The sequence below is a fragment of the Mesorhizobium sp. P160187 genome (genome assembly GCF_057766425.1).
In genome coordinates, this window is record NZ_JBYMDX010000002.1 from 319,741 (window position 1) to 339,786 (window position 20,046).

General features: G+C 62.2%; 16 protein-coding genes and 1 pseudogene. 13 read left to right on the top strand and 4 right to left on the bottom strand.

The window, feature by feature from the left end:
• Positions 1 to 131: 131 nt before the first annotated feature.
• The 3 genes from ccoS to AC3CCE_RS02835 all read left to right on the top strand — a co-directional run bounded on the left by ccoS (position 132) and on the right by AC3CCE_RS02835 (position 4,007).
• Positions 132 to 212 (top strand): cbb3-type cytochrome oxidase assembly protein CcoS, encoded by an 81-nt coding sequence (gene ccoS, locus AC3CCE_RS02825; RefSeq protein WP_352519784.1) that lies wholly within the window; start codon positions 132 to 134, stop codon positions 210 to 212.
• Between the two features lie 409 nt (positions 213 to 621).
• Positions 622 to 1,803, top strand: coding sequence for a 5-demethoxyubiquinol-8 5-hydroxylase UbiM (gene ubiM, locus AC3CCE_RS02830; protein ID WP_352519783.1), 1,182 nt, complete (start codon positions 622 to 624; stop codon positions 1,801 to 1,803).
• 293 nt (positions 1,804 to 2,096) lie between these two features.
• Positions 2,097 to 4,007, top strand: a complete 1,911-nt coding sequence (locus tag AC3CCE_RS02835) for a putative bifunctional diguanylate cyclase/phosphodiesterase (protein WP_023822534.1) — start codon at positions 2,097 to 2,099, stop codon at positions 4,005 to 4,007.
• A gap of 94 nt (positions 4,008 to 4,101) precedes the next feature.
• Here the strand turns inward: AC3CCE_RS02835 and AC3CCE_RS02840 are convergent, their stop codons facing one another.
• Positions 4,102 to 4,383, bottom strand: coding sequence for a DNA -binding domain-containing protein (locus tag AC3CCE_RS02840; RefSeq protein ID WP_352519782.1), 282 nt, complete (start codon positions 4,381 to 4,383; stop codon positions 4,102 to 4,104).
• 104 nt (positions 4,384 to 4,487) lie between these two features.
• On the opposite strand from AC3CCE_RS02840, the gene AC3CCE_RS02845 reads away from it, so the two are divergent.
• From AC3CCE_RS02845 to rlxS, 9 genes are all read left to right on the top strand, one after another.
• The gene (locus tag AC3CCE_RS02845) at positions 4,488 to 4,721 is read left to right on the top strand and encodes a helix-turn-helix domain-containing protein (RefSeq protein ID WP_023694857.1); all 234 of its coding nucleotides are present in this window, start codon (positions 4,488 to 4,490) and stop codon (positions 4,719 to 4,721) included.
• Positions 4,722 to 5,093: 372 nt separating this feature from the next.
• Positions 5,094 to 6,056, top strand: coding sequence for an ArdC family protein (locus AC3CCE_RS02850; protein WP_023694856.1), 963 nt, complete (start codon positions 5,094 to 5,096; stop codon positions 6,054 to 6,056).
• A gap of 248 nt (positions 6,057 to 6,304) precedes the next feature.
• Positions 6,305 to 6,724: a DUF2958 domain-containing protein gene (locus AC3CCE_RS02855; RefSeq protein WP_023694855.1), complete on the top strand. Its 420-nt coding sequence runs from the start codon at positions 6,305 to 6,307 to the stop codon at positions 6,722 to 6,724.
• A gap of 79 nt (positions 6,725 to 6,803) precedes the next feature.
• Complete coding sequence (locus AC3CCE_RS02860; RefSeq protein ID WP_352519765.1) at positions 6,804 to 8,525, top strand: ParB/RepB/Spo0J family partition protein; 1,722 nt, start codon at positions 6,804 to 6,806, stop codon at positions 8,523 to 8,525.
• Between the two features lie 547 nt (positions 8,526 to 9,072).
• A complete protein-coding gene (locus AC3CCE_RS02865) occupies positions 9,073 to 9,396 on the top strand; it encodes a DUF736 domain-containing protein (protein ID WP_023747246.1) in 324 nt (107 codons plus the stop codon).
• A gap of 170 nt (positions 9,397 to 9,566) precedes the next feature.
• On the top strand, positions 9,567 to 9,836 hold the full coding sequence (locus AC3CCE_RS02870; RefSeq protein ID WP_023672373.1) for a helix-turn-helix transcriptional regulator: 270 nt from the start codon (positions 9,567 to 9,569) through the stop codon (positions 9,834 to 9,836).
• The gene (locus tag AC3CCE_RS02875; protein ID WP_023697819.1) at positions 9,833 to 10,381 is read left to right on the top strand and encodes a S26 family signal peptidase; all 549 of its coding nucleotides are present in this window, start codon (positions 9,833 to 9,835) and stop codon (positions 10,379 to 10,381) included. Before AC3CCE_RS02870 ends, AC3CCE_RS02875 begins: the two co-directional genes overlap by 4 nt.
• Before the next feature lie 17 nt (positions 10,382 to 10,398).
• Positions 10,399 to 11,055: a lytic transglycosylase domain-containing protein gene (locus AC3CCE_RS02880; protein ID WP_352627226.1), complete on the top strand. Its 657-nt coding sequence runs from the start codon at positions 10,399 to 10,401 to the stop codon at positions 11,053 to 11,055.
• A 186-nt stretch (positions 11,056 to 11,241) separates the two neighbouring features.
• Positions 11,242 to 13,209 carry a relaxase/mobilization nuclease RlxS gene (gene rlxS / locus AC3CCE_RS02885; protein ID WP_352627222.1) on the top strand — a complete coding sequence of 656 codons (1,968 nt, stop codon included), beginning with the start codon at positions 11,242 to 11,244 and terminating at the stop codon, positions 13,207 to 13,209.
• A gap of 1,327 nt (positions 13,210 to 14,536) precedes the next feature.
• Here rlxS and AC3CCE_RS02890 read toward each other — a convergent pair.
• Positions 14,537 to 15,733: an IS256 family transposase gene (locus AC3CCE_RS02890; RefSeq protein ID WP_488377083.1), complete on the bottom strand. Its 1,197-nt coding sequence runs from the start codon at positions 15,731 to 15,733 to the stop codon at positions 14,537 to 14,539.
• Between the two features lie 114 nt (positions 15,734 to 15,847).
• On the opposite strand from AC3CCE_RS02890, the pseudogene AC3CCE_RS02895 reads away from it, so the two are divergent.
• Positions 15,848 to 16,242: pseudogene (locus tag AC3CCE_RS02895) on the top strand (nodulation factor fucose acetyltransferase NolL); the annotation flags it as partial.
• Between the two features lie 407 nt (positions 16,243 to 16,649).
• Here AC3CCE_RS02895 and AC3CCE_RS02900 read toward each other — a convergent pair.
• Positions 16,650 to 18,296 carry an MFS transporter gene (locus AC3CCE_RS02900; protein ID WP_023704122.1) on the bottom strand — a complete coding sequence of 549 codons (1,647 nt, stop codon included), beginning with the start codon at positions 18,294 to 18,296 and terminating at the stop codon, positions 16,650 to 16,652.
• A gap of 548 nt (positions 18,297 to 18,844) precedes the next feature.
• A complete protein-coding gene (locus tag AC3CCE_RS02905; RefSeq protein ID WP_352627059.1) occupies positions 18,845 to 19,990 on the bottom strand; it encodes a trans-sulfuration enzyme family protein in 1,146 nt (381 codons plus the stop codon).
• Between the last annotated feature and the right edge of the window lie 56 nt (positions 19,991 to 20,046).

Genomic DNA, 20,046 nt, shown 5'->3' on the forward strand with positions numbered 1-20,046 from the left:
GGCGAGTTCCTTCGGCGTATAGCGCCCGTCATGGTTGGCGAGCACGCTGTCGTCAGCGAAGACGCCCGTCCTGACGGAATGCGATGGCCGCTGCCTGTTTTGGTGGGGCTTGACCGGGGCTTCCTGTTTGGATCTTGAAGAGCGGCCAATACGAAGATCTCGACGGCTCCGCCCAGCGGATCCTTATCGATCGGGAAGAGCCGCGAGGCTGAACCGGTTGGCGGCGCCCAACGACTGTGCGGATGCTGGTCGTCAGTCGACCGAGTCTTTGCTGGATTGCCTCGTCATGATGATATCGGCGCGCGTGCGAAGAACGGATCAGCCACAATACGTTGCCGAACCTTTGCCCAGGAGGGGCACGCGATTGGGAAGCCGACCATTCAGAATGCCTAGACATGCAACGTTTTCGCGGCAATCGACCACTCGACCGTGAACCCGCCGTTGCCGGGTTATCGAGCCTGGTTGATCCAGATCAGCGTTATCTCTTCGTCGGCGTGGTTTCATTGACCAGGCTTCCAACGGAGAACGCATGTCTATCGAGGGAGATGAGCGGCAACCGTGGGTGATTGCGATGCTTCAAGAGCGCTTCGTATCGCAGATAGCCGCTATGGCGGCACGCTGATGGCCGGCTCTGTCGAGACATTCGACATCATTGTCGTCGGAGCTGGGCCGGTCGGACTTGCCTTCGCAGCATCGCTCGCCCGGAGCCGACTCAAGGTGGCAGTGGTTGAACGGCAGTCGCTCGACAGCCTGGCGAATCCGGCTTTCGACGGTCGCGAGATCGCGCTGACCCACGCATCAGTGAGAATCCTTCGCGAGCTCGGCGCCTGGGATGCCATCCCCGTATCGGACAAATCACCGCTTCATGGCGCGCGCGTGCTCAACGGATCGAGCCCTTTCGCCCTGTGCTTCGATACTCCCAGCGGATCTGGGGAACCACTCGGATTGCTGGTCCCAAATTGTCGGATCCGCGATGCCCTGTTCAAAGTTGTCTGCTTCCAGGATCATGCCCGGCTGCTGTGCGGCAACTCGGTCGTCAATGCAACAACCAGCGACGACGAGGCGGTCATAGCGCTTTCTGATGGCAGGCAATTGGCCGCTCGGCTGCTCGTCGCAGCGGATTCGCGTTTGTCCGCGATGCGCGACCTGCTCGGCATTGGCGCCAACATCCATCCGCTTGGCCACTCCATGCTGATTTGCCGAGTGAGGCACGAGCGCTTCCATCACCAGATCGCGGTCGAATGGTTCGACCACCATCAGACCATAGCGATGTTGCCGCTCATGGAAGGCGTGTCGTCGCTGCTTCTGACTTTGCGCTCAATCGAGGCCGATAGACTGTCTGTTCTCGATGACGAATTGTTCCTCATGGAATTGATGAACCGGTGTCGAGGACGCCTCGGGCAGATGACCCTGGCAAGCACCCGCCATGCCTATCCGCTGGTCACGACCTGGGCGCACAAGTTCTCGGCACCGAGTGCGGCACTGATAGGAGACGCTGCCATCGGCATGCACCCGGTGACCGCGCATGGCTTCAACATCGGCCTCAGCGGCCAGAAGCAACTCGCTCATAAAATACTGACAGCATGTCGCGCCCGCCGCGACATTGCCGATCCCGACATGCTCGGCAGATACGAAAACCGGCTGCGGCTGTCGGCGGCGCCGCTCTATCATGCCACCAACATGCTTGTCGGTCTTTACTCAAGCGAGCACCCGGCGGCAGGGCTTGCAAGACATGCTGGGCTCCGCTTTGCCCAACATCTTCCCTTTGTCCGCCATGGCATTTCGGCCATGCTCAGGCGGTGAATCGCACAGAGCGCTACCGCTCTGGAGCGCTGTCTCGGCACGGCTTCTTTGTCTTGCTGGCTCGCGGCGCCGCGGGCAAGGCTGCTTCCTGGTGACGTTGCCGATCATGGCATGATTCGGATCAAGGCACGCGCGCGGGCGAAACCTTGATGATTCGGCAATGCTAAGCCAAAGGTGTGACCCGAAGCATGGTGAGCGCACTGGGTACCCTCGCTGGGTAGTTAACCCGTCCTTCAGTGGGCTTGCATAGGTTTGGTCCTCGCGAACAATGGCGGAAGCAAACTGGTCCATTCATGGCACCCCTAAAGAAAGAAGAATCGCTGGAGGCCAAAATCCGTCAGGATCAGCTTGCTGACCTGAGGGCCGGGCTCTTCGTGTCGATGCCGATAAGCGCGATCCTGTCAGGCCTGATTTGCGGGGTGCAGGCCCTTTCTGGCGGCGGCTTTGCCGCTGCAAGCTGGTTCCTGGTCGTCAATGCGCTAAATGCCGCCCGGCTTGCACTCGCGCGTTTTCAGCTAAAGGAAACGGGGCGCCATCAGGATTTGCTTGGCGTTTTGCCGCGCCTTCGCATGTTTGGCGTCCTTGCCCTTCTGGCAGGGTTTGCCTGGTCCTTCCCGGCCGTGCTGACTGTTGGATACACAACACCACAAGCACCGATGCATCTGGTCATACTGGCGGGCATTTCAGCTGGTGCGGTTACATATGGCAGTTCGTATGCCGCTGCGGCGACCAGCTTCATCACACCTCCACTCCTCATCACGGTGGCGTGCCTTTTGGCGAAAGGCAATTTTGAACGCTACATTCTGGCTTTTACCGTTCTGCTCTTCATGGGCGGCTTGGTCCGCGCTTCGTTTGTTGGGCAGGCGCGCTTCCGCGAAGCAAGCCGCCTGAGACATGAGGCAGAGCGACTTGCGTCGGAAATGGAGCGCAACTCCAGGGAGGACCATTTGACCGCCCTTCTCAACAGGCGGGGCCTTGAACACGCCATCGGTCGGTTCAAGACCGCGGATGGCCCCTTCGTGGCAATGCTGATTGATCTGGACGGCTTTAAATCTGTCAACGACACCTACGGTCACAGGACCGGTGATGAACTGCTTGTCATGATCGCCCGCCGCATAGAGCAGGAAGCACCGGAAGGCTCAACGCTCGCTCGTATCGGCGGCGATGAATTCGTGCTGGTTTTTCCCTCAACGAGAGCTTCGCTTTCTGCCAGTGATCTCGCCTCCAATATCATAGCCAAAATTGCTCGCCCCTATATCGGGGTCGCGTCCGTGCGCGTCGGGGCATCGATAGGGATATACTTGGCGCAGACGTCGAGCCTGACTGAAATGCTGTTGCGGGCCGATATCGCCCTTTATACGGCCAAGCGCCATGGCAGGAACGAATTTTGCCTGTTCGATGCCGAACTCGACCGGGAACTCCAACGCCGCCAGTCCATCGAACGGGACCTTCATTCGGCGATAAAGACGGGAAGATTGCAACCTTGGTTCCAGCCGATCGTGAAACTCGACACCGAGGCCGTGGTCGGTTTTGAAGCCTTGCTGAGATGGTCCCATCCGACACATGGTGCCATCTCTCCACCCGAAATCATCACAGCCGCACGCGAAACCGGAATGCTTCAGCTGCTGACGCAAACCGTATTCGCCGACTGTTGTGCTTTTATCGACGGCTTGGTGAAAGCTGACCGTCGTAACATTCGTGTGGCGATGAATGTTTCCCCGCGCGAACTGGAAGCCGGCGATATCGACGACATGGTTCTGGATGGTCTGGCGGCAAGAGGCCTGCCTGCAACGATGTTCGAAATCGAGATTACCGAAGAATCGCCGGTGGACCCGGACAGAGTGGATGAAAAGCTCGGACGGCTTTCACATGCCGGTATTTCCATCGCGCTCGACGACTTCGGCACCGGCTTTTCTACCTTGGCATCTCTCAAGGACCGTCGGATACGCAAGGTGAAAATAGACCAGGGCTTCATTCGCGGCTTGGCCAAGTCCCGAGAGGACCGACTGCTTGTCAAATCGGTCATCGAACTCGGTGACATGCTCGGGATCGAGGTCATGGCCGAGGGCGTCGAAACAGAGGCGGATCGGCAAACCCTGCACAAGCTTGGCTGCCGAACCGCTCAAGGCTTCCTCTTCTCCAAGGCTGTGCCTTTGATGCAAGCACTGGAAATGGCAGTCAAACAGCACGCGAACCAGTTGTGACCGCTCCCGCAGCGCCGGCTGTCGCGGCCGTGCGCCGCCGAATTTGGCTACAGAGACTTGCCTGCTCGAAACACGTGGCAGTGGGCGCTGTGCATCAGCCGGCGAACAGTTCCTTGTAGCCGGTCGTCACCATCCAGTTCGCACGGTCGATATGGCTGCGAAGAGCTTTGCGGGCGCGGACCGGGTCAATGGACGGGTCTATGCCGAGAATGCGCTCGGCCATCTCCTTTTCGCTGGCATTGTCGGCGCAGGCATCCAGGATCCGCAGGTAGATCTTGAAATGCTCCCTGTCGTAGCTCGTGAGGTTCTCCGACCAGGGGACTTCATCGCTCAAAGTTGAGCTTCGCGTCTCATCTGTTCCCATTGGTCCATTCATGCCTGCGGATCTCGCCTGTGAGCGCACGCAGTATATCCCAAACTGGGATAATCCGAAACCGGGATTAGTCGCTGATCCGGTCTTTACCCGACCGGTTCGCCTCCATGCCTAAATCCCTTCGATCGCCCCGCCACCAGCGGTTCCTGGCCCGGCTGGTTTTGCTGCGCAAGACCAAAGGCCTGACCCAGAAGCAGCTGGCTGACAAGCTTGGTCGTCCCCAATCCTTCGTGGCCAAGTACGAGGGCGCAGAGCGGCGTCTCGACGTCATCGAGTTTCTCGACATAACTGCGGCCCTTGACGCTGATCCGTGCGAGATTCTGTCCAGCCTCCGGTCCTAGCGGGCGCCCGCGCGCCTGACGACGCGCATCAGGTGCTCGTGAACCGAGCCCGCTTTTCTTCGGCAAGCTCAGGCGGTCTCGGCCATTCGGCTTCGCCCCTTGGCGTGGGCAGCCCTTCGGGCTGAGACGGCCGCCGCCCTTGCGGGCGGCGCGGTTTGTCGGTTGGCCTTTCCCGGTGGGCGCGGGGTGGGCGGCACTCCCTTCTAGGCCCGCCGCGGCAGCCCGCAACCCTTCGCGTGCCGCTCAGGGTCCTCCTCTTCGTTCCGGTCCGTCGGATGCGGTCCGCCTACCACGGCGGGCCTTTCCGGTCGCGACTCGCCGCCCACCCCGCTTCCGGGGAAAGCGCGGCGATTGGTGAGCGGAGGATAACACATGCGTGCAAACAGCAAGCGTACCACCAGCACAGAGGCTGGCGCAGGCAAGGGCCGGCGCCCGGGCGCCAGCCTTTATCAGGAGATCACCGACGGCATCATTGCCGAACTGGAGCGCGGTACCGTGCCATGGGTCAAGCCATGGGGCAGCGCAAAAGCAGGCTTTGGCCTGCCGCGGAATGCGTCCACGGGGCGCACCTATTCCGGCATCAATATCCTCATCCTGTGGGGCGCCGTCATCGAGCGCAGCTATCCCAGCCAGAACTGGCTGACCTTCCGGCAGGCGCTTGCCCTTGGCGGCAACGTCAGGAAGGGCGAGCGCGGCACGACCATCGTGCATGCCGACCGCTTTGTCCCCAAGGACGAGAAGGAGCGCGCACGCCACGAGGGCGATGAACCACTGGCGGTCCTTTTTTTGAAGCGCTTCACGGTCTTCAATGTCGCGCAGTGCGAAAATCTTCCGGAAGAGCTCCATGCCGCCGCCGAGCCGCTGCCTCAGTGCGAGATCGTGCCGCAGGCCGAGACGCTCATTCGCGCCAGCGGTGCGGATTTCAGGGTCGGCGGCGATCGCGCTTTCTACATGCCGGGCAGCGACCACATTCAGGTGCCGCCGCAGCCGGCGTTCCATCAGCAGATCGACTATTACCGGACCTGCTTTCACGAGCTTGGCCACTGGACCGGCCACCCGACGCGGCTTGCTCGCGACCTCTCCGGCTCGTTCGGCTCCAAGGCCTACGCGCGTGAAGAATTGGTCGCCGAAATCGCTGCCGCCTTCGTCTGCGGCAATCTCGGTATCGAGCCGATCGTGCGTCACGCCGATTACATCGGCTCATGGCTGAAGGTGCTGCGCGAGGACAACCGCGCCATCTTCCGTGCCGCCAGCCTCGCCTCGAAGGCCGCCGATTTCCTGCTTGGCCTTCAGGCCGATGCCGAAGGCGAGGCGCAAGAAGGGATTGCGGCATGACGATGCGCGATCCTCAACTGGCCGCGACCGAGCCGACGCCGCAAAGGAGCAGATGCTCATTCCCGGCGTCCAGCCCATCACCACGCGGGCAAACCCTCCTGATGGACGCGCCGATGTGTCCGCGCGCGGCGCAAAGCTGCTCGAAGTCGGCCTCTTAATGGTGAGGCGGATCAGAGGAAGGTCCAGGGAGCCTTTCTCCCGCCGGACGCAAGAAATCAACGCGACACGTTCTGACAAGGAGTCTTTCCATGATCCTGATCACCAATCCACTGCGCGCACGACTGCTCGCCCATGGCGCCGCCGGCGCCGACATCGACCATTTTCCCGTTGTGAAACTGTTTAATCCGACAGGTGCCGCGACCTGGCTTCTAAGCGAACTCGACGCCGATGGCGACACGCTGTTCGGTCTTTGCGATCTCGGCTTCGGCTTCCCCGAACTTGGCAGCGTCAGTCTGGCCGAGCTTGCATCCGTAAAAGGTCCGCTTGGCCTCGGCATAGAGCGCGACCTGCATTTCCAAGCGCGCTTTCCGCTCTCCGTCTATGCCGAAGCCGCCCGCATTTGCGGCCACGTCAGCGAGGCCGAGCGACTGCTGCGGCAAGCAGCAGACGCCCTATCAAAGCCCCATTCCGAGCTTCCGCCCGACACGGCGGAACAGCAGCGCCGATAGGCGCAAAAACCGTCCCGCCGCGCCGGCCTTCGGCCTCTGCGGCGGGGACAACCTTAACCAAGGCAAAAGGAGAGTAACCATGCAGCTTGCCCACATTCCCTTGGATCAGCTCAACATTTCCGCGCTCAACATGCGCCGTGGAAAACGCGCGCCCGACATATCCGACATCCTGCCCTCCGTGCGTGCGCGCGGCGTGCTGGTGCCACTCCTTGTGCGGCCGAACGGCCAGCCGGAAACCTTCGAGATCGTCGCCGGCAGGCGGCGCTATTTCGCCGCGAAATCGCTTGCCGACGAGCGCGGCGAAGGCGATCCCTTGCCCTGCGCCATCATGGAGGACGGTGACGACGCCGATGCGCTGGAAGCTTCGCTGATCGAAAACCTCGCCCGCCTCGATCCTGACGAAGTATCGCAATGGGAGACGTTTTCGCGGCTTGTCAGGCAAGGCCGCACCGTTCCCGACATCGCTGTGACCTTCGGCATCACTGATCTCAAGGTCAAACGCATTCTGGCGCTTGGCGACCTCTTGCCCAATATCCGCGAAGCCTATCGGCGCGAGGAGATCGATACCGAGACGGTGCGCCATCTCACCATGGCTTCCAAGGCGCAGCAGAAGGACTGGCTGGCACTCTGTGCCGATCCCGATCAATACGCGCCGCGTGGCTATCAATTGAAGCAATGGCTGTTCGGCGGCCAGTCGATTTCCACCAAGGTGGCGCTGTTTGCCATCGAGGAGTATCCCGGCCTGATCACCTCGGACCTGTTCGGCGAGGACAGCTATTTCGCCGATGCCGACCTGTTCTGGCAAAAGCAGAACGAAGCGATTGCCACCAAACGCGACACCTATCTAAACGAGGGCTGGAGCGAGGTTGTGCTGCTGGAACCGGGCCAGTATTTCCACGCATGGGACCACGAGAAGACCCCGAAGAAGAAGGGCGGCAAGATAGTCATCACTGTCTCGCATCGCGGCGAGGTCGAGTGTCACGAGGGCTGGCTGTCACGCAAGGAAGCCCGCCGCGCCCGCGAGGGCGGCGAGCAAGAAGAAACAGCCGCCAAGCTGCCGCGCCCCGAAGTCACCGGCCCGATGCAGAACTATATCGATCTGCATCGCCATGCCGCCGTGCGCGCGGCCATGCTCGACCATCCCGCCGTGGCGCTGCGCCTCGTGGTGGCGCACGCCATCACCGGTTCGGGCCTGTGGCAGGTGCGGCCCGAGCCGCAGCGCGCAGCCAACGAGACGGTGACTGCCAGCCTTGCCGGCTGCAAGGCTGAAGCCGCATTCGGCAAAAAGCGGCGCGAGGTATTGGCCCTGCTCGGATCACCGGATGAGGATAGCTTGGTCGCCGGCGGCAATGGCGACGCCGTTGCTATCGCCGGCGTGTTCGCGCGCCTCTTGGCGCTCTGCGACGACGATGTCATGCGCGTTCTCACCCTTGTCATGGCCGAGACGCTTGCAGCCGGCAGCGCCGTCATCGAGGCGCTCGGCAACCACCTGAACGTCGACATGGGCATATGGTGGCAACCGGACGATGCCTTCTTCGACCTCTTGCGCGACAAGGAAATCGCCAATTCGATGCTGGCCGACGTCGGCGGCAAGCTGGTCGCGGACGGCAATGTCGCCGAGAAGGTCAAGACGCAAAAGAACATCATCCGCGACTTCCTGGCGGGCGAGAATGGCCGCCCCAGGGTCGAGACCTGGCTGCCGCGCTGGATGAAATTCCCGGCCGAAAGCTACACCAGCCGCGGCGGCTTCCGCACCGCCGATCAGTGGACACAGGTGCAGCCGCTGTTCGTGCGCGAATAGTCGATCAGGGCCCGAGCGGCGGTTCTCTCGATTACCGCCGCTCAGGTCGCGCGCGCCGCTATGGGCCACGCCGGCTGCCGATTGGGCGTCTTGTCGAGCCAGTGCCGCGCGCGAGAAATTCCGACGCCAGTTCGCCCCATTTCGGCAGCCCCGCACCGCGCCGGGTTGCTTGCTGAGGCGCCAAAGGCGCATGGGGCCAATTGTCCGATCCGGTTGCCGACAGAGCCCGCGCAGCCGGCGCCCTGCATTGCCGCCGGCTTCTTGTGTCACCGATCGCGCCACCTGTCTCCATTGTGTCTCAGGGACCATTCCCCTGCGGCTGGCTTGTCGACCTATGGGCGGATCCGGCCCGCCCGAAACCCTCGCCGGCAGCTTTTTTCCCCGCCGCCTGCGGCGGCTTCCTCGCGCCGCTTCGCTTCAAAAAAGCTGCCCGCGCGGGTCCTCCGCTATCGCTGCGGCCGTCCCGGTTCCGGCGGTCCGGACGCGCCCATCACGGTCCGCCATCGCAGGGGAATGGTCCCCTGCGAGCACCAAGAGGAGACTGGAAATGACCGCGATCGGATACGTCACCAAACAGGAAAACGGCGGCTACAAGGGCCAGCTCAAGACGCTCAGCGTCCGCGCCGACATCGATATCGTGCCCAATCAGGCAAAGAGCGCCGACACCCATCCCGACTTCCGGGTGCTGACGCAAGGGATCGAAGTGGGTGCGGGCTGGATCCGCACCGGCGAGACCTCCGGCAAGGACTATGTGAGCCTGTCGATTGCCGCCCCCGAGTTTGGCCCCCGCAAGCTCTACGCCAATCTCGGCCGCGCCGCCGGCCAGGATGACGACGACACTTACGCCATCATCTGGAACCCGGTCGACTGACCGGCCGATCCGGAAAGCCCCGCGCCGCCACCGGCGCGGGGCCTCTCTCAGGACCCGTGAGGCCGCCGAAGGGGGCGGCGAAAACTCGCCCCCCACTCTTCGCCCGTCCCCAAAACGATCTCGCTCGCCGATCCTCGCCTTCGCTTGTCCGTAGCGAAACGAGGATCATCATGGACGACGAAAACGAACGCGCAGCCCGCGCCAAGAAGGGCAGTCCGTTTCTCAATACCGCGCAGGCGGCCTTCTATATCGGGCTGTCCCAGCGCACGCTGGAGAAGATGCGCCTCAAAGGCGGCGGCCCGCAATTCCGCAAGCACGGCCGCTATGTCCGCTATCACATCGACGAACTCGACGATTGGTCGAAGGGGCACGCGCAGGAGACCGGGCCCGAGGACGGCGGGCACGATTCCGGCTCGGCCGGCGAGGGAGGCCGCTCATGAGCCGGCGTCCCACCATCCATCTGATCGGCAGCCATCTGCGGCGCATTCGGGCGCGCAAGACGATCGCCATGGCCACGATGGGCCTTGCCCTGATCGGCTTCGCCGCCTTCGGCAAACCATCGCCCTGGCTGGTCTGGAACGCCTCGGCGAGTGCGCCGGTCGGCCTCTATCGCGTCGCGTCCGGATCGCCGGCTCTTGGTGATCTCGTACTCGTCCGCCCGCCAAAACCGGTCGTCTATCTGGCCGCCGAACGCTTCTATCTGCCCAGCAACGTGCCGCTGGTCAAGCACCTTGCCGCGCTGGCTGGCGAGCATGTCTGCGCCTTCGGCGACGCCATCATCATCGGCGGCGAGATTGTCGCGCGCCGGCTTGCAACCGACACGCAGCACCGTCCGCTGCCTTGGTGGAATGCCTGCCGAAAGCTCGCCGCTGCCGAGGTTTTCCTACTCGGCAGCGACAAAAATCGCTCGTTCGACAGCCGCTATTTCGGGCCGGTGCCGACCGAAAATATCATCGGGAGGCTCGTGCCGCTATGGACCGAGTGACCCTCCTGATGCTGGGCATGGTGTCTCTCGCACCATGCTCCTGTTCCGCGGCGACCAACACGAAGCCGGTCGTCATCTCCCATAGTCCGCAGCTTGCAAGATGGCAGCCCTTCGTAGCCGAAGCAAGCCGGCGTTTCAGCATTCCACAGACTTGGATTTATGCCGTCATGGATGCCGAAAGCCGGGGGCAGACAAGGCTCAATGGACGGCCGGTCACGTCGAGCGCCGGTGCCATTGGCCTGATGCAGGTGATGCCAGGCACCTACGAGGAGTTGCGCGCAGAGCTTGGCCTGGGAGCCGCCCCGCACGACCCTCGCGACAACATTCTGGCAGGCACTGCCTATCTGCGCGCCATGTATGACCGCTTCGGATTTCCAGGCCTGTTTGCAGCCTATAACGCCGGGCCGGAGCGCTACGAACAGCATTTGCAGCGTGGGCGGCCACTGCCCAGCGAGACGGTTTCGTATCTGGAAGAGGTCAAGGCGGCGGGCATTTCGGCCGCCGATATGGACGCGCTCACCGACAAATCCCGTTCCAAAAGCGCGCCGGGAATCCCTTCCGGGCAGTCGCTGTTTTTCCTCCGAAACGGTGTTTCCGTGACCGGCCCGAGTGGCCACCTCCTGGTGCCGCTCGGATCGGAGCGAGCAAGGTCAGGCCGGCCGGATCGCAGGTGAGGGCAGCGGCTACCGCGGTTCGGGCGGGGGGCAGGGAGGCAGGTCCGCGGAAGGCAAGATAAAGGCATCGCCTCCTGAGGCGGCGAAGTGTTTGTCTGCACATCGTTTTCCCGGGAGGTTGCCTGCGGGTCCAGGAGGGTCTGGCGCGCAAGCCTCTGATTTTGCTGCTGGTTCATCGGAGGCCGCATGCAGGATGACGAATTCACGCCGAGGCTCGGCAAAATTGGCTCGCGCGGCTCGAAGGCGGGCAAACGCTACGCTGGCCAGGTCCAGGCCGCGGTCAACCGAGCAGGCGGCAGGAGCGGACGCGGCAGCCGCTTCATCGGAAGCCGGGTGGGGCGCGGCGGGGCTGCTGCCGCCGTTCTTAGAGCACGCGACCGCCACGCGGCGTTTCGGCAGCGGCGCGCAGTCGTCAAGGCACGCATCGTCAAGCTGGCCGGCAAGGGAGTCGACGGAGCTCGTGCGCACCTCCGCTACCTGCAGCGCGACGGCGTCACCCGGGAAGGCGAGCGTGGCGAGCTCTACGCTGCCGACAAAGACCACGCGGACGGCAGGGCCTTTCTCGATCGCGCGAACGGTGACCGTCATCAGTTCCGCTTCATCGTCGCCCCTGAAGACGGTATCGAGTATGATGACCTGAAGCTGCTCACCCGGCGCCTCATGGCGCAAATGGAAGAAGACCTCGGCACCAGGCTAGACTGGGTGGCCGTCGACCATTTCAACACCGGCCATCCTCACACCCACATCATCGTGCGCGGCAGGGACGATCACGGCGAAAACCTCGTCATCGCGCGGGACTACATCTCCTCTGGCCTGCGCGAGCGCGCAGCCGAACTGGTTAGCCTCGACCTTGGCCCGCGCACCGACCGCGAGATCGAGCAGCGCTTGCGCCAGGAGATGGAGCAGGAACGCTTCACCAGCATCGACCGGCAGCTGATGCGCATGCGCGACGAGGGGCATGTCTCACCAGCCAGCCGAGACACCTTTCGCCAGACGCTGCACCAGGGCCGCCTGCGCAAGCTCGAGCGGATGGGCCTCGCCGAGGAGATGCCTTCGGGTCGCTGGCGCCTGGAGGATGATCTCGAAGCCACGCTACGCCGCATCGGCGAGCGCGGCGACATTGTCAAGACCATCCATCGCGAGCTGACCGGCAAGGGGCTCGTCCGCAGTGCCGCCGACTATCTTATCCACGATCGATCCGACGGGTCGGCCCAAACCGTGGTCGGACGTGTCGTCGGGCGCGGGCTGGCCGACGAAATCACTGACCGCCATTACCTCGTCGTCGACGGCGTGGACGGCAAAAGCCACTATTTTGATATCGGCAAAGGCGAGGCCACCCAACCGACACCAGAAGGCTGCATAGTGCGGATCAGGCCGAGGGACACCGGGCCAAGAAAAGTCGACCGCACAATTGCCGGCATCGCCACGGTCAGCGACGGGCGCTACAGCATCGATATCCATCTCAAGCATGACCCCTCGGCCACCGAACGCTTTGCCGAAACGCACGTGCGGCGACTGGAGGCGATCCGCCGTGCGACCGGTGGCGTCGAGCGCGAGCCGGACGGCACATGGACAGTCGCGCCCGACCATCTCAACCGCGTCGCGGATTACGAGCGTCAACGAGCGAGGGCCCAGCCTGTTGTCGTCGACAAGCTCTCATCAATGCCGCTGGAGAGCCAAGTAGGCTTTGACGGCGCCACCTGGATCGACCAGGAGCTGGTATCAGCCCACCCTGAGTCCTTGCGCGACTCTGGCTTCGGTCGAGAAGTACGTCAGGTCCAGGCCCGCCGACAGCAGTGGCTGATCGCGCAAGGTCTTGCCCATGATGCGCAGGATCGGGTCATCTATCGCGCCAACATGCTTTCAATGCTGCGCCAACGAGAGCTGAACCGTGTTGCCAGTCAGCTCTCGGACGAACTCGGGCTCTCGTATTCTGAAGCGCAGCATGGCAATCGAATAGACGGTACGCTGCGCCGCTGCGTCGAGCTCGCCGGCGGAAAATACGCTGTCATCGAGAAATCGCGCGAGTTCACGCTGGTGCCCTGGCGGCCGGTGCTTGAGCATCATATCGGCAAGGAGGTGTCGGGCGTGGTGCGCGCCGAGGGGATTTCCTGGATGATCGGACGGCAGAGGAGCGGGCCTGGCGTTTCGTGAACTGGCTACAATTTATTTGTTCACGTTGAAACAGGTACTCAGCCCAGACGGAGTTCCTCCGCCTGCTGCTTGCTCGCAGCATTCATTTGGCGGAGAGTCAGTGTTCTGCATTTTGTAGTTCGCTCTGTCAAAAAGCGCTGGGAATATGCATCATGTTCTGCGTTAACACGGAAGCCGGGCCGACAGGTGCCGCCCTGTGGTTGCGGATCGGCTCCCGATGGCTGCCAGCTAGAAAGGTGGGCTGACTCGTGATAGCGCAAGGGGCTATGGTGGCCGCGGTACGGCGAAGCGAGCTCTGGCATCGAGGATGAAGCCGCACTTCCCGATCTTATTCTACTCGCAGGACCGGCAGACGCGGCGGTCGCCCCTGCGGGTGTTGTTGGCCCTGGCGTGAACTGGCAGTCCGTCCCGCGGGGACTTTGTAACGGAGAAAAGTCGCTGCGATGGCCCGGGTGACGATGCGGTCAGCGACCATGCCAGACGAGATCGGCAGCTTTCTGCCGCGGCACGGCGCCGGAGCCATCAGGCCGCCGCGACATCGGGTCTGGCGCACCTTCGGATGTTGGCTGGCCGCGGTTTACTTCGAGCAGCGCCGGGTGGGTCATGCGGTGCCGCTACTGGGCACCGAGGCAGCTTTGGGCATGAGACCCGTTCAATCGCGCCGGCCACGTCGGTCATCGCGACATCTGGAGTCGAGGCCAGGTCAGACCGGGAAAAAAACCTGCTCGTCGCGCGGGAGCCCCGGGTTGCGCCGTCGATCCTTCCGCCCAACTCAGCGCCGCGCGACCAGCAATAGCCCCTTGCCCCGAAACTGACGCCAAGCCGACGGACCCGCTCTGCGCATACCGATGCCGTCCGCGCCGTCGTCGGCGGAAACCAGCGAGCCGTGGACCTCACACAATCTGAGCCGCTGGTGACGATGTGCATCGCCTACTTCCATCCGCACTCCTATCGACGAACTCGCCCGCTGCCCGCGGTGATGCGAACCCGTGGATGAATATTTCGCCGAAGCCGCAGTGGGGGCTCAGCCTCGACGATTTTTTTGCCTTGCCCCGGCGGGCGGCGCAACCGAGCATCGAGACAAAAAACGGGAAAGGGAGGGCACCAGCCCGTTAGAGCCGTGGCCATGATGATGTGGGGACGATCTCCTGGAAGAAATGTGGAGATCGACGCTCTCCTGACGCGCTCATCGAAGATTTTAGGCCGCGCCGACGTGGCTGCTTGAGCGATAACACTCACTCCGGAGGCCCCAGTGCGGCTCCTTGGCCAAGCTGCTCGGCAGGTTGTGTGCGTCAAGTTCTGCAAAATGGGGCGGCCATGATGCTGGTCATGCGGCTTGGCGTAGAGCGAGCTTCTTGTGCTCGCGCAGATCATCCATGTTGATATAGCGGTTGGCCTCCATCCAGTTTTCGTTGGTCTCGACGGCCAAGGCCCTGACCAGGCGCAGGCAGCTTTCGGTATTGGGGAAGATGCGCACGACATAGGTGCGCCGGCGGATTTCCTCGTTGAGCCGCTCCAGCATGTTGGTGGATTTGAGATGCTTGTGGTGCTGTCTCGGCAGCCTGAAGAAGGTCAGGGTTTGTTCGATGGCATCCTCGGCCCAGCCTGTCAGGCGCGGATAGCGTGCCGACCATTTGGCAAGCCATGCGGCAAGATCAGCCCTGGCCTCTGCGAGATCGCGCCGGTCGTAGAGCCAGCGCAATTCCTGCAGGCAGTCGTCGCCGTGCTTCCTCGGCAGATGATCGAGCGCGTTCCTGAGGAAGTGCACGTAGCAGCGTTGCCAGGCGGCTTCGGGGATCACCTCGCCGATCGCTGCCACCAGGCCGGCGTGATCGTCGGACACAACCAACTCGACGCCCTTGAGGCCGCGCGCCTTGAGGCCGACGAGGAAGTCCCTCCAGGCCGAGCGGCTCTCGCGATTGGCCATCTCCACGGCCAGGATCTGCCGGCGCCCGTCCCAGTCGATGCCGACCGCGATCAGCACCGCCTGGCTCATGACAACACCGGCTTCACGCACCTTCTCGTAGCGCGCATCGAGGATGAGGTAAGGAAACGGCTCTCGAAGGGGGCGCCTGGCAAAGGCAGCGAGGCTCTCGTCCAGCCGCTTGTTGATGGCCGAGATCGACGAGGCCGAGAAGGCATGGCCGCACAGCTCTTCCGTGATCGCCTTCACCTTGCGGGTCGACACGCCCTGGACATACATCTCGGCCAGTGTCGCCACCAAGGCCCGCTCGGAACGCTGGTAGCGCTCGAACAGCTCGGTGGAGAAGCGCCCGGCACGGTCCTGCGGAACCCGCAGCTCGAGCTTGCCGACCCGCGTCACAAGGGTACGGCCGTAATAGCCCGAGCGATAGCCAAGCCGTTCGGGCGTGCGCTCGCTCTTCGAGGCACCCAGCGCCTCGTCCATCTCGGCCTCAAGCACCTCCTGCATCACCGCACGGAGCACTTCGTGCAATCCATCCGGGTTCGAAAGCAAAATGTCTTTGACGGCAGCGCTGGCGGTCTTAACTTCAGTCTTGGTCATGGTGGCGTTCCTTCGCGGGAATCAGGTGACGTGAACAATCACCAGCCTGCCATGACCGCCCCCTCTCAGCGAATTTGCAGAACTCTCAGCACACTACCGCTCGGCACGCCGTGAGTGTGCTTTCTTGTTTGGGGAAGGGAGACTTACGTCTACAACAATCTCGTTTCGATCTACGATGGAGAGTCGGCGAGACAAGTGTTGCTGATGTTCATTGGCTCAGTAGCAACTTCTGCAGTCACAATGCAGCTTATGTTCCTATGCTGGAGAGTTGGCCATTCAACTCGCGTAGCTCGCTTTGTTGCGGTGGAGCTTGGTCAGAGCACACTGCTGCTTTACCTGCTTCAGGGCGCCGTGTTTCGCTTCATGGATCTAATAGGGTTCGGAGAGCTTTGGGATCTCCCGAGCAGAATCGGGTTCGCCACTTTGCTTGGTGCCGCGATCGTTGTCTCCGCTTGACAATTCGCAGGATTGCGCGTGACCACGGATGGTTGTCGCGCGGCTACGCTTAATATGTGACGACGCTTGCGCCTTGTAGGCAATTGTTGCGGCCGCCCACGGCCGACATGAACGTGCTTGGCCGCACGTTTTCTAAGTGAGGCGGAAAGAGGCGCGCGACCCCTCTCCCCAGCAACCCGCCTTGCGGATTCCTCCTCTGCCCGCTTCGCAGACGGGGATACCCTCCGCCCCCTTGCTATTCGTGCCCGCCGCTATGCAAAGGACGGGCGACCTGAATCCGTGCTCAAGCCGATCTGGCGGCAGAGGGGGGGCGGGCTGAACATGGGACCCGTGATTGACATAATTGCCGCGCGAATTCTCATGCTCGCCTAACCGGCCGGAACGATTTGCAATCCGGGCAGGCTCGACAAATCAAGGAGTAGCTCGTTCCGTGTCCAAGCCCAGACAAGTCTTGGTTATCTCACGGGCGCGATACAAAAGGCACAGGCTGGACTTGGCTGCCGGGGGCGGGGCTTGTCGACCGCTCGATTGAAAGTGAGATGCGAGGCGGAGAATCACCCATGTGCAGAGCGGCAAGGCGCTCGCCTACCTCCCTGTCATTCACCGTCAGCCGATGGTTTAGACGAAGATAGTCCGTCCATGTCGGCGTGCGGAATGTCTCGGTCCAAAGCGTCGACTTCTGAAGGTCGCGCTGGAGGGTCCAGTCCCGCGCACCGGCGCGGCTCTGAACGCGCCGCCTTTCGCGCATGCAGCTCAGAAATTCATCGATACTCTCCTCGGGTATCGAGTACTCCACCTTGATCACGATCGGACCGCTCCTGGGTTTCAAAGGGAGGGCCAGTTCTGGTGGCCTGAAGTCGACGGCCGCTTGATCCGATTCCTCCCATAGCCGCACTGGCAATAGCTTTCCCACAGCCGCGACCAGCAACAGTGCCGCTGCAGCACCTTCCAAAGCCCACGTCAGCGAATAGTACTGCGCGACAGCACCCCAGATCCAGCTGCCCGCTGCCATGCCGCCGTAGGTCAGGGCGTAATAGATGGACAGGGTCCGACCAACGACCCACCTTGGGCTTGCCAACTGCACACACACGTCGGTTCCGGTCCAGGTGACAACCCAGCCAGCGCCACCGATTGCAAGCGCGATCGCCGCCACAGCCACCGACGATGTGAGGGCCATCAAAAGGCAACACGTTGCGCAAGCAACGGATGCGAGCGTGATCAATCGGTTCTGGGACGTAATGCGTCTCAAGTAGCTGCTGCCAATGCCGGCTATGAAGGCGCCTGTGCCGAAGCCAGCCAATAGCACCCCGTAAACAATTGGCCCTCCCGCCAGCTGGTCGCGAACCAGGAGGGGGAGCAGAGCAAGGATCGAGATGCTTGACAGCCCGAATAGGGTTGCACGCACAATCGCCACTCTGATCTCTGAGGATATTGCCGTGAATCGCATGCCATCATGAATGGCCGTAGTCATCCGCTCGCGCGGAAGAGGCGAAAAGCGAACTTGCCACTTTGAGCGCAGAACAGCGCTCAACGGGACCAAGTCACTCAGCGCAGCGAGGGCGAAAGCCGTAAGGGGGCCTAGCAAAGCTAAGATTACACCGCCCAGCGCCGGTCCTATGCTCCGAACCACGTTGTAGCCCACCGACATCAGCGTCACTGCGGCGGGTATGTCGCGCTTTTCCAGGATATCGCCTACCGACGCGTGCCATGCTGGATCGTTCAAGGCAAAGCCGCATCCGGCCAAGAAACTCAGTCCCAGGATCAGCCATGGACTAACAAAGCCCAGTCCCACAGCGAGTGCCAGCGCCGTGGATGCCAGTGCGATAAGGCAGTGTCCGGCAAGCATCACGCCGCGGCGGCTGAAGCTGTCTGCAATGGCTCCAGCAAGGATCGACAAGAAGAACGCGGGCAGTGTCGATGCAGCCTGTACGAGCGCAACCATTAGATCGGAGGCTGAAATCGTCGCCATGAGCCAGCTTATAGCCACGCTCTGCACCAGCCAGCCAAGGCTGGATATCTGCGTGGCTGTCCAGATAGAACGAAAGACCGGGTTGTGAAGAGGGATCAGTGTGTTTGCCGCAAAGCGCGGAGGATCTTGACGCCGCATCACTTCTCTCCTCCACTGGGTGTCGTTCGTCCGCTCATTTGCTTACAGCGGTGCGCTCTGTGCACAGACTGCGTCACAACGAAGTTCCGAAATCGCGCTCGCAACAAGGACAATGTGACATCCATGGTGCTGATGCGCCTTGAGGTACCAACCTGGCCGTTAGCTGATGGGTCCCGCAGCCCGCTGGGTGCGGTCAGTTCTGCCCTGCGACTCTTGGCTTTGGACGGTGCTAGCGCCCCGATGGCCGGCTTGTCAAACTGCCGTAGTGCCAGCACATCCATCCCATCTGTTGACCGCGATCTCCGACGAGGTCGAGCAGCAGTAGGTCAACGGCAAATCTGGGTATTTCCGCTATCCGGTCGAGCGCGTGGCCATCGTCCGGAAACCCGAAGACGTTCATCACCCAGGCGACCACCACGCCCGAGACAATGCGACACGGCGGTAGCGGTTCACCAGAGGACGTGCGTTCTACTCAGCAGGAACATTGTTCTGCCGATCGTCGGCTGCGCCAGCCGTCACGTAAAGCGGCGCCAGAGTTCTTGCACCCGTCATTGGACTCCCGCTTTGCAGGTTTCGCCTAGGGCCTGCATCAGGTCATCTATAATGTCCTGAGGATGTTCAAGCCCTACAGAAATTCGCAGCAATCCGCCTGGCGCTTTGGACTTCGCACCTTCAACGGATGCGCGATGCTCTATCAGAGAATGCGTCCCGCCAAGGCTTGTCGCCCGGACAACAATCTTCAGGCGGCCGGCCACGGCCATTGCAGCATCGGCTCCGCCCTCGACGATAAAGGATAGCATCGCTCCGTAATGGCTCATTTGCCGCGTAGCAAGATCGTGTCCCGGATCAGTTTGCAAACCAGGAAAGAGCACTTTTTCGACGCGCGGATGAGACGCCAGGGCCTCGGCCACTTTCTGGGCGCCTTCGCAATGGGCGCGCATGCGGACCGGCAATGTCTGCAGGCCCCGCAACGCCAGCCAACAGTCGAAGGGCGCTGCGACGCTGCCCTTGTGTTTCTGGACCATCCGCAATGGGCGACCGAGGGGTGACGCGTTTGGGACAATGACGACACCGGCCATCAAATCCGAGTGGCCGCCAATGTACTTTGTCGCCGAGTGCATCACCGCGTCTGCCCCGATTTCGAGTGGCAGTTGAAGCACTGGGGTGGCCCACGTATTGTCCACCACCGCCAAGGCGTCTGCCTCGTGCGCGATTGCGCAGATGGCCGCAATGTCGACAACGCGGATCATCGGGTTTGACGGCGTCTCGACCCAGACGAGGCCAGTCCGCTTCGATGTCACTGCGGCGCGCAAAGCGTCCAAATCGCGCATGTCGACGGGGGCAAAGTCGAAGCGAGACCCAATGTCGGTCTCTTCGATCAGCGAACGAATGCCGAAATAGATGTCATCCGGCAGAACGATCCGACCCGCCGACGGATGGCTCTCGAAAACTGCAGCGATTGCGGCCATGCCCGAAGCGAAGGCGATGCCGTCTCCCCCTCCCTCAAGCGTCGCCATGGCCGCCTCGAACGCATTGCGTGTCGGATTTCCATCCCTTGCGTATTCGAAGCCGGACGGAAATGACCCGTTGGCGCCTCGTTCGAACGTCGTGCTGGTGTGCAGCGGCATGGATACGGCCCCCGTGGACGCGTCGACACCTCGGCCGCAGTGGATCGCCTTCGTCTCAAAACGCATCGGTTATTCCTTCCTAACGGGCAGTTGCAATTTCGTGCCGGTCATTATACTGACCG

Bases quoted from the DNA above. Each gene is read 5' to 3' on its own strand.
- AC3CCE_RS02865 (WP_023747246.1), top strand. From the start codon at position 9,073: ATGACCGCGATCGGATACGTCACCAAACAGGAAAACGGCGGCTACAAG.
- AC3CCE_RS02855 (WP_023694855.1), top strand. From the start codon at position 6,305: ATGATCCTGATCACCAATCCACTGCGCGCACGACTGCTCGCCCATGGC.
- AC3CCE_RS02835 (WP_023822534.1), top strand. From the start codon at position 2,097: ATGGCACCCCTAAAGAAAGAAGAATCGCTGGAGGCCAAAATCCGTCAG.
- AC3CCE_RS02875 (WP_023697819.1), top strand. From the start codon at position 9,833: ATGAGCCGGCGTCCCACCATCCATCTGATCGGCAGCCATCTGCGGCGC.
- AC3CCE_RS02890 (WP_488377083.1), bottom strand. From the start codon at position 15,733: ATGACCAAGACTGAAGTTAAGACCGCCAGCGCTGCCGTCAAAGACATT.
- AC3CCE_RS02845 (WP_023694857.1), top strand. From the start codon at position 4,488: ATGCCTAAATCCCTTCGATCGCCCCGCCACCAGCGGTTCCTGGCCCGG.
- AC3CCE_RS02870 (WP_023672373.1), top strand. From the start codon at position 9,567: ATGGACGACGAAAACGAACGCGCAGCCCGCGCCAAGAAGGGCAGTCCG.
- AC3CCE_RS02880 (WP_352627226.1), top strand. From the start codon at position 10,399: ATGGTGTCTCTCGCACCATGCTCCTGTTCCGCGGCGACCAACACGAAG.
- AC3CCE_RS02840 (WP_352519782.1), bottom strand. From the start codon at position 4,383: ATGAATGGACCAATGGGAACAGATGAGACGCGAAGCTCAACTTTGAGC.
- AC3CCE_RS02850 (WP_023694856.1), top strand. From the start codon at position 5,094: ATGCGTGCAAACAGCAAGCGTACCACCAGCACAGAGGCTGGCGCAGGC.
- AC3CCE_RS02905 (WP_352627059.1), bottom strand. From the start codon at position 19,990: ATGCGTTTTGAGACGAAGGCGATCCACTGCGGCCGAGGTGTCGACGCG.
- AC3CCE_RS02860 (WP_352519765.1), top strand. From the start codon at position 6,804: ATGCAGCTTGCCCACATTCCCTTGGATCAGCTCAACATTTCCGCGCTC.
- AC3CCE_RS02900 (WP_023704122.1), bottom strand. From the start codon at position 18,296: ATGCGGCGTCAAGATCCTCCGCGCTTTGCGGCAAACACACTGATCCCT.
- rlxS (WP_352627222.1), top strand. From the start codon at position 11,242: ATGCAGGATGACGAATTCACGCCGAGGCTCGGCAAAATTGGCTCGCGC.
- ubiM (WP_352519783.1), top strand. From the start codon at position 622: ATGGCCGGCTCTGTCGAGACATTCGACATCATTGTCGTCGGAGCTGGG.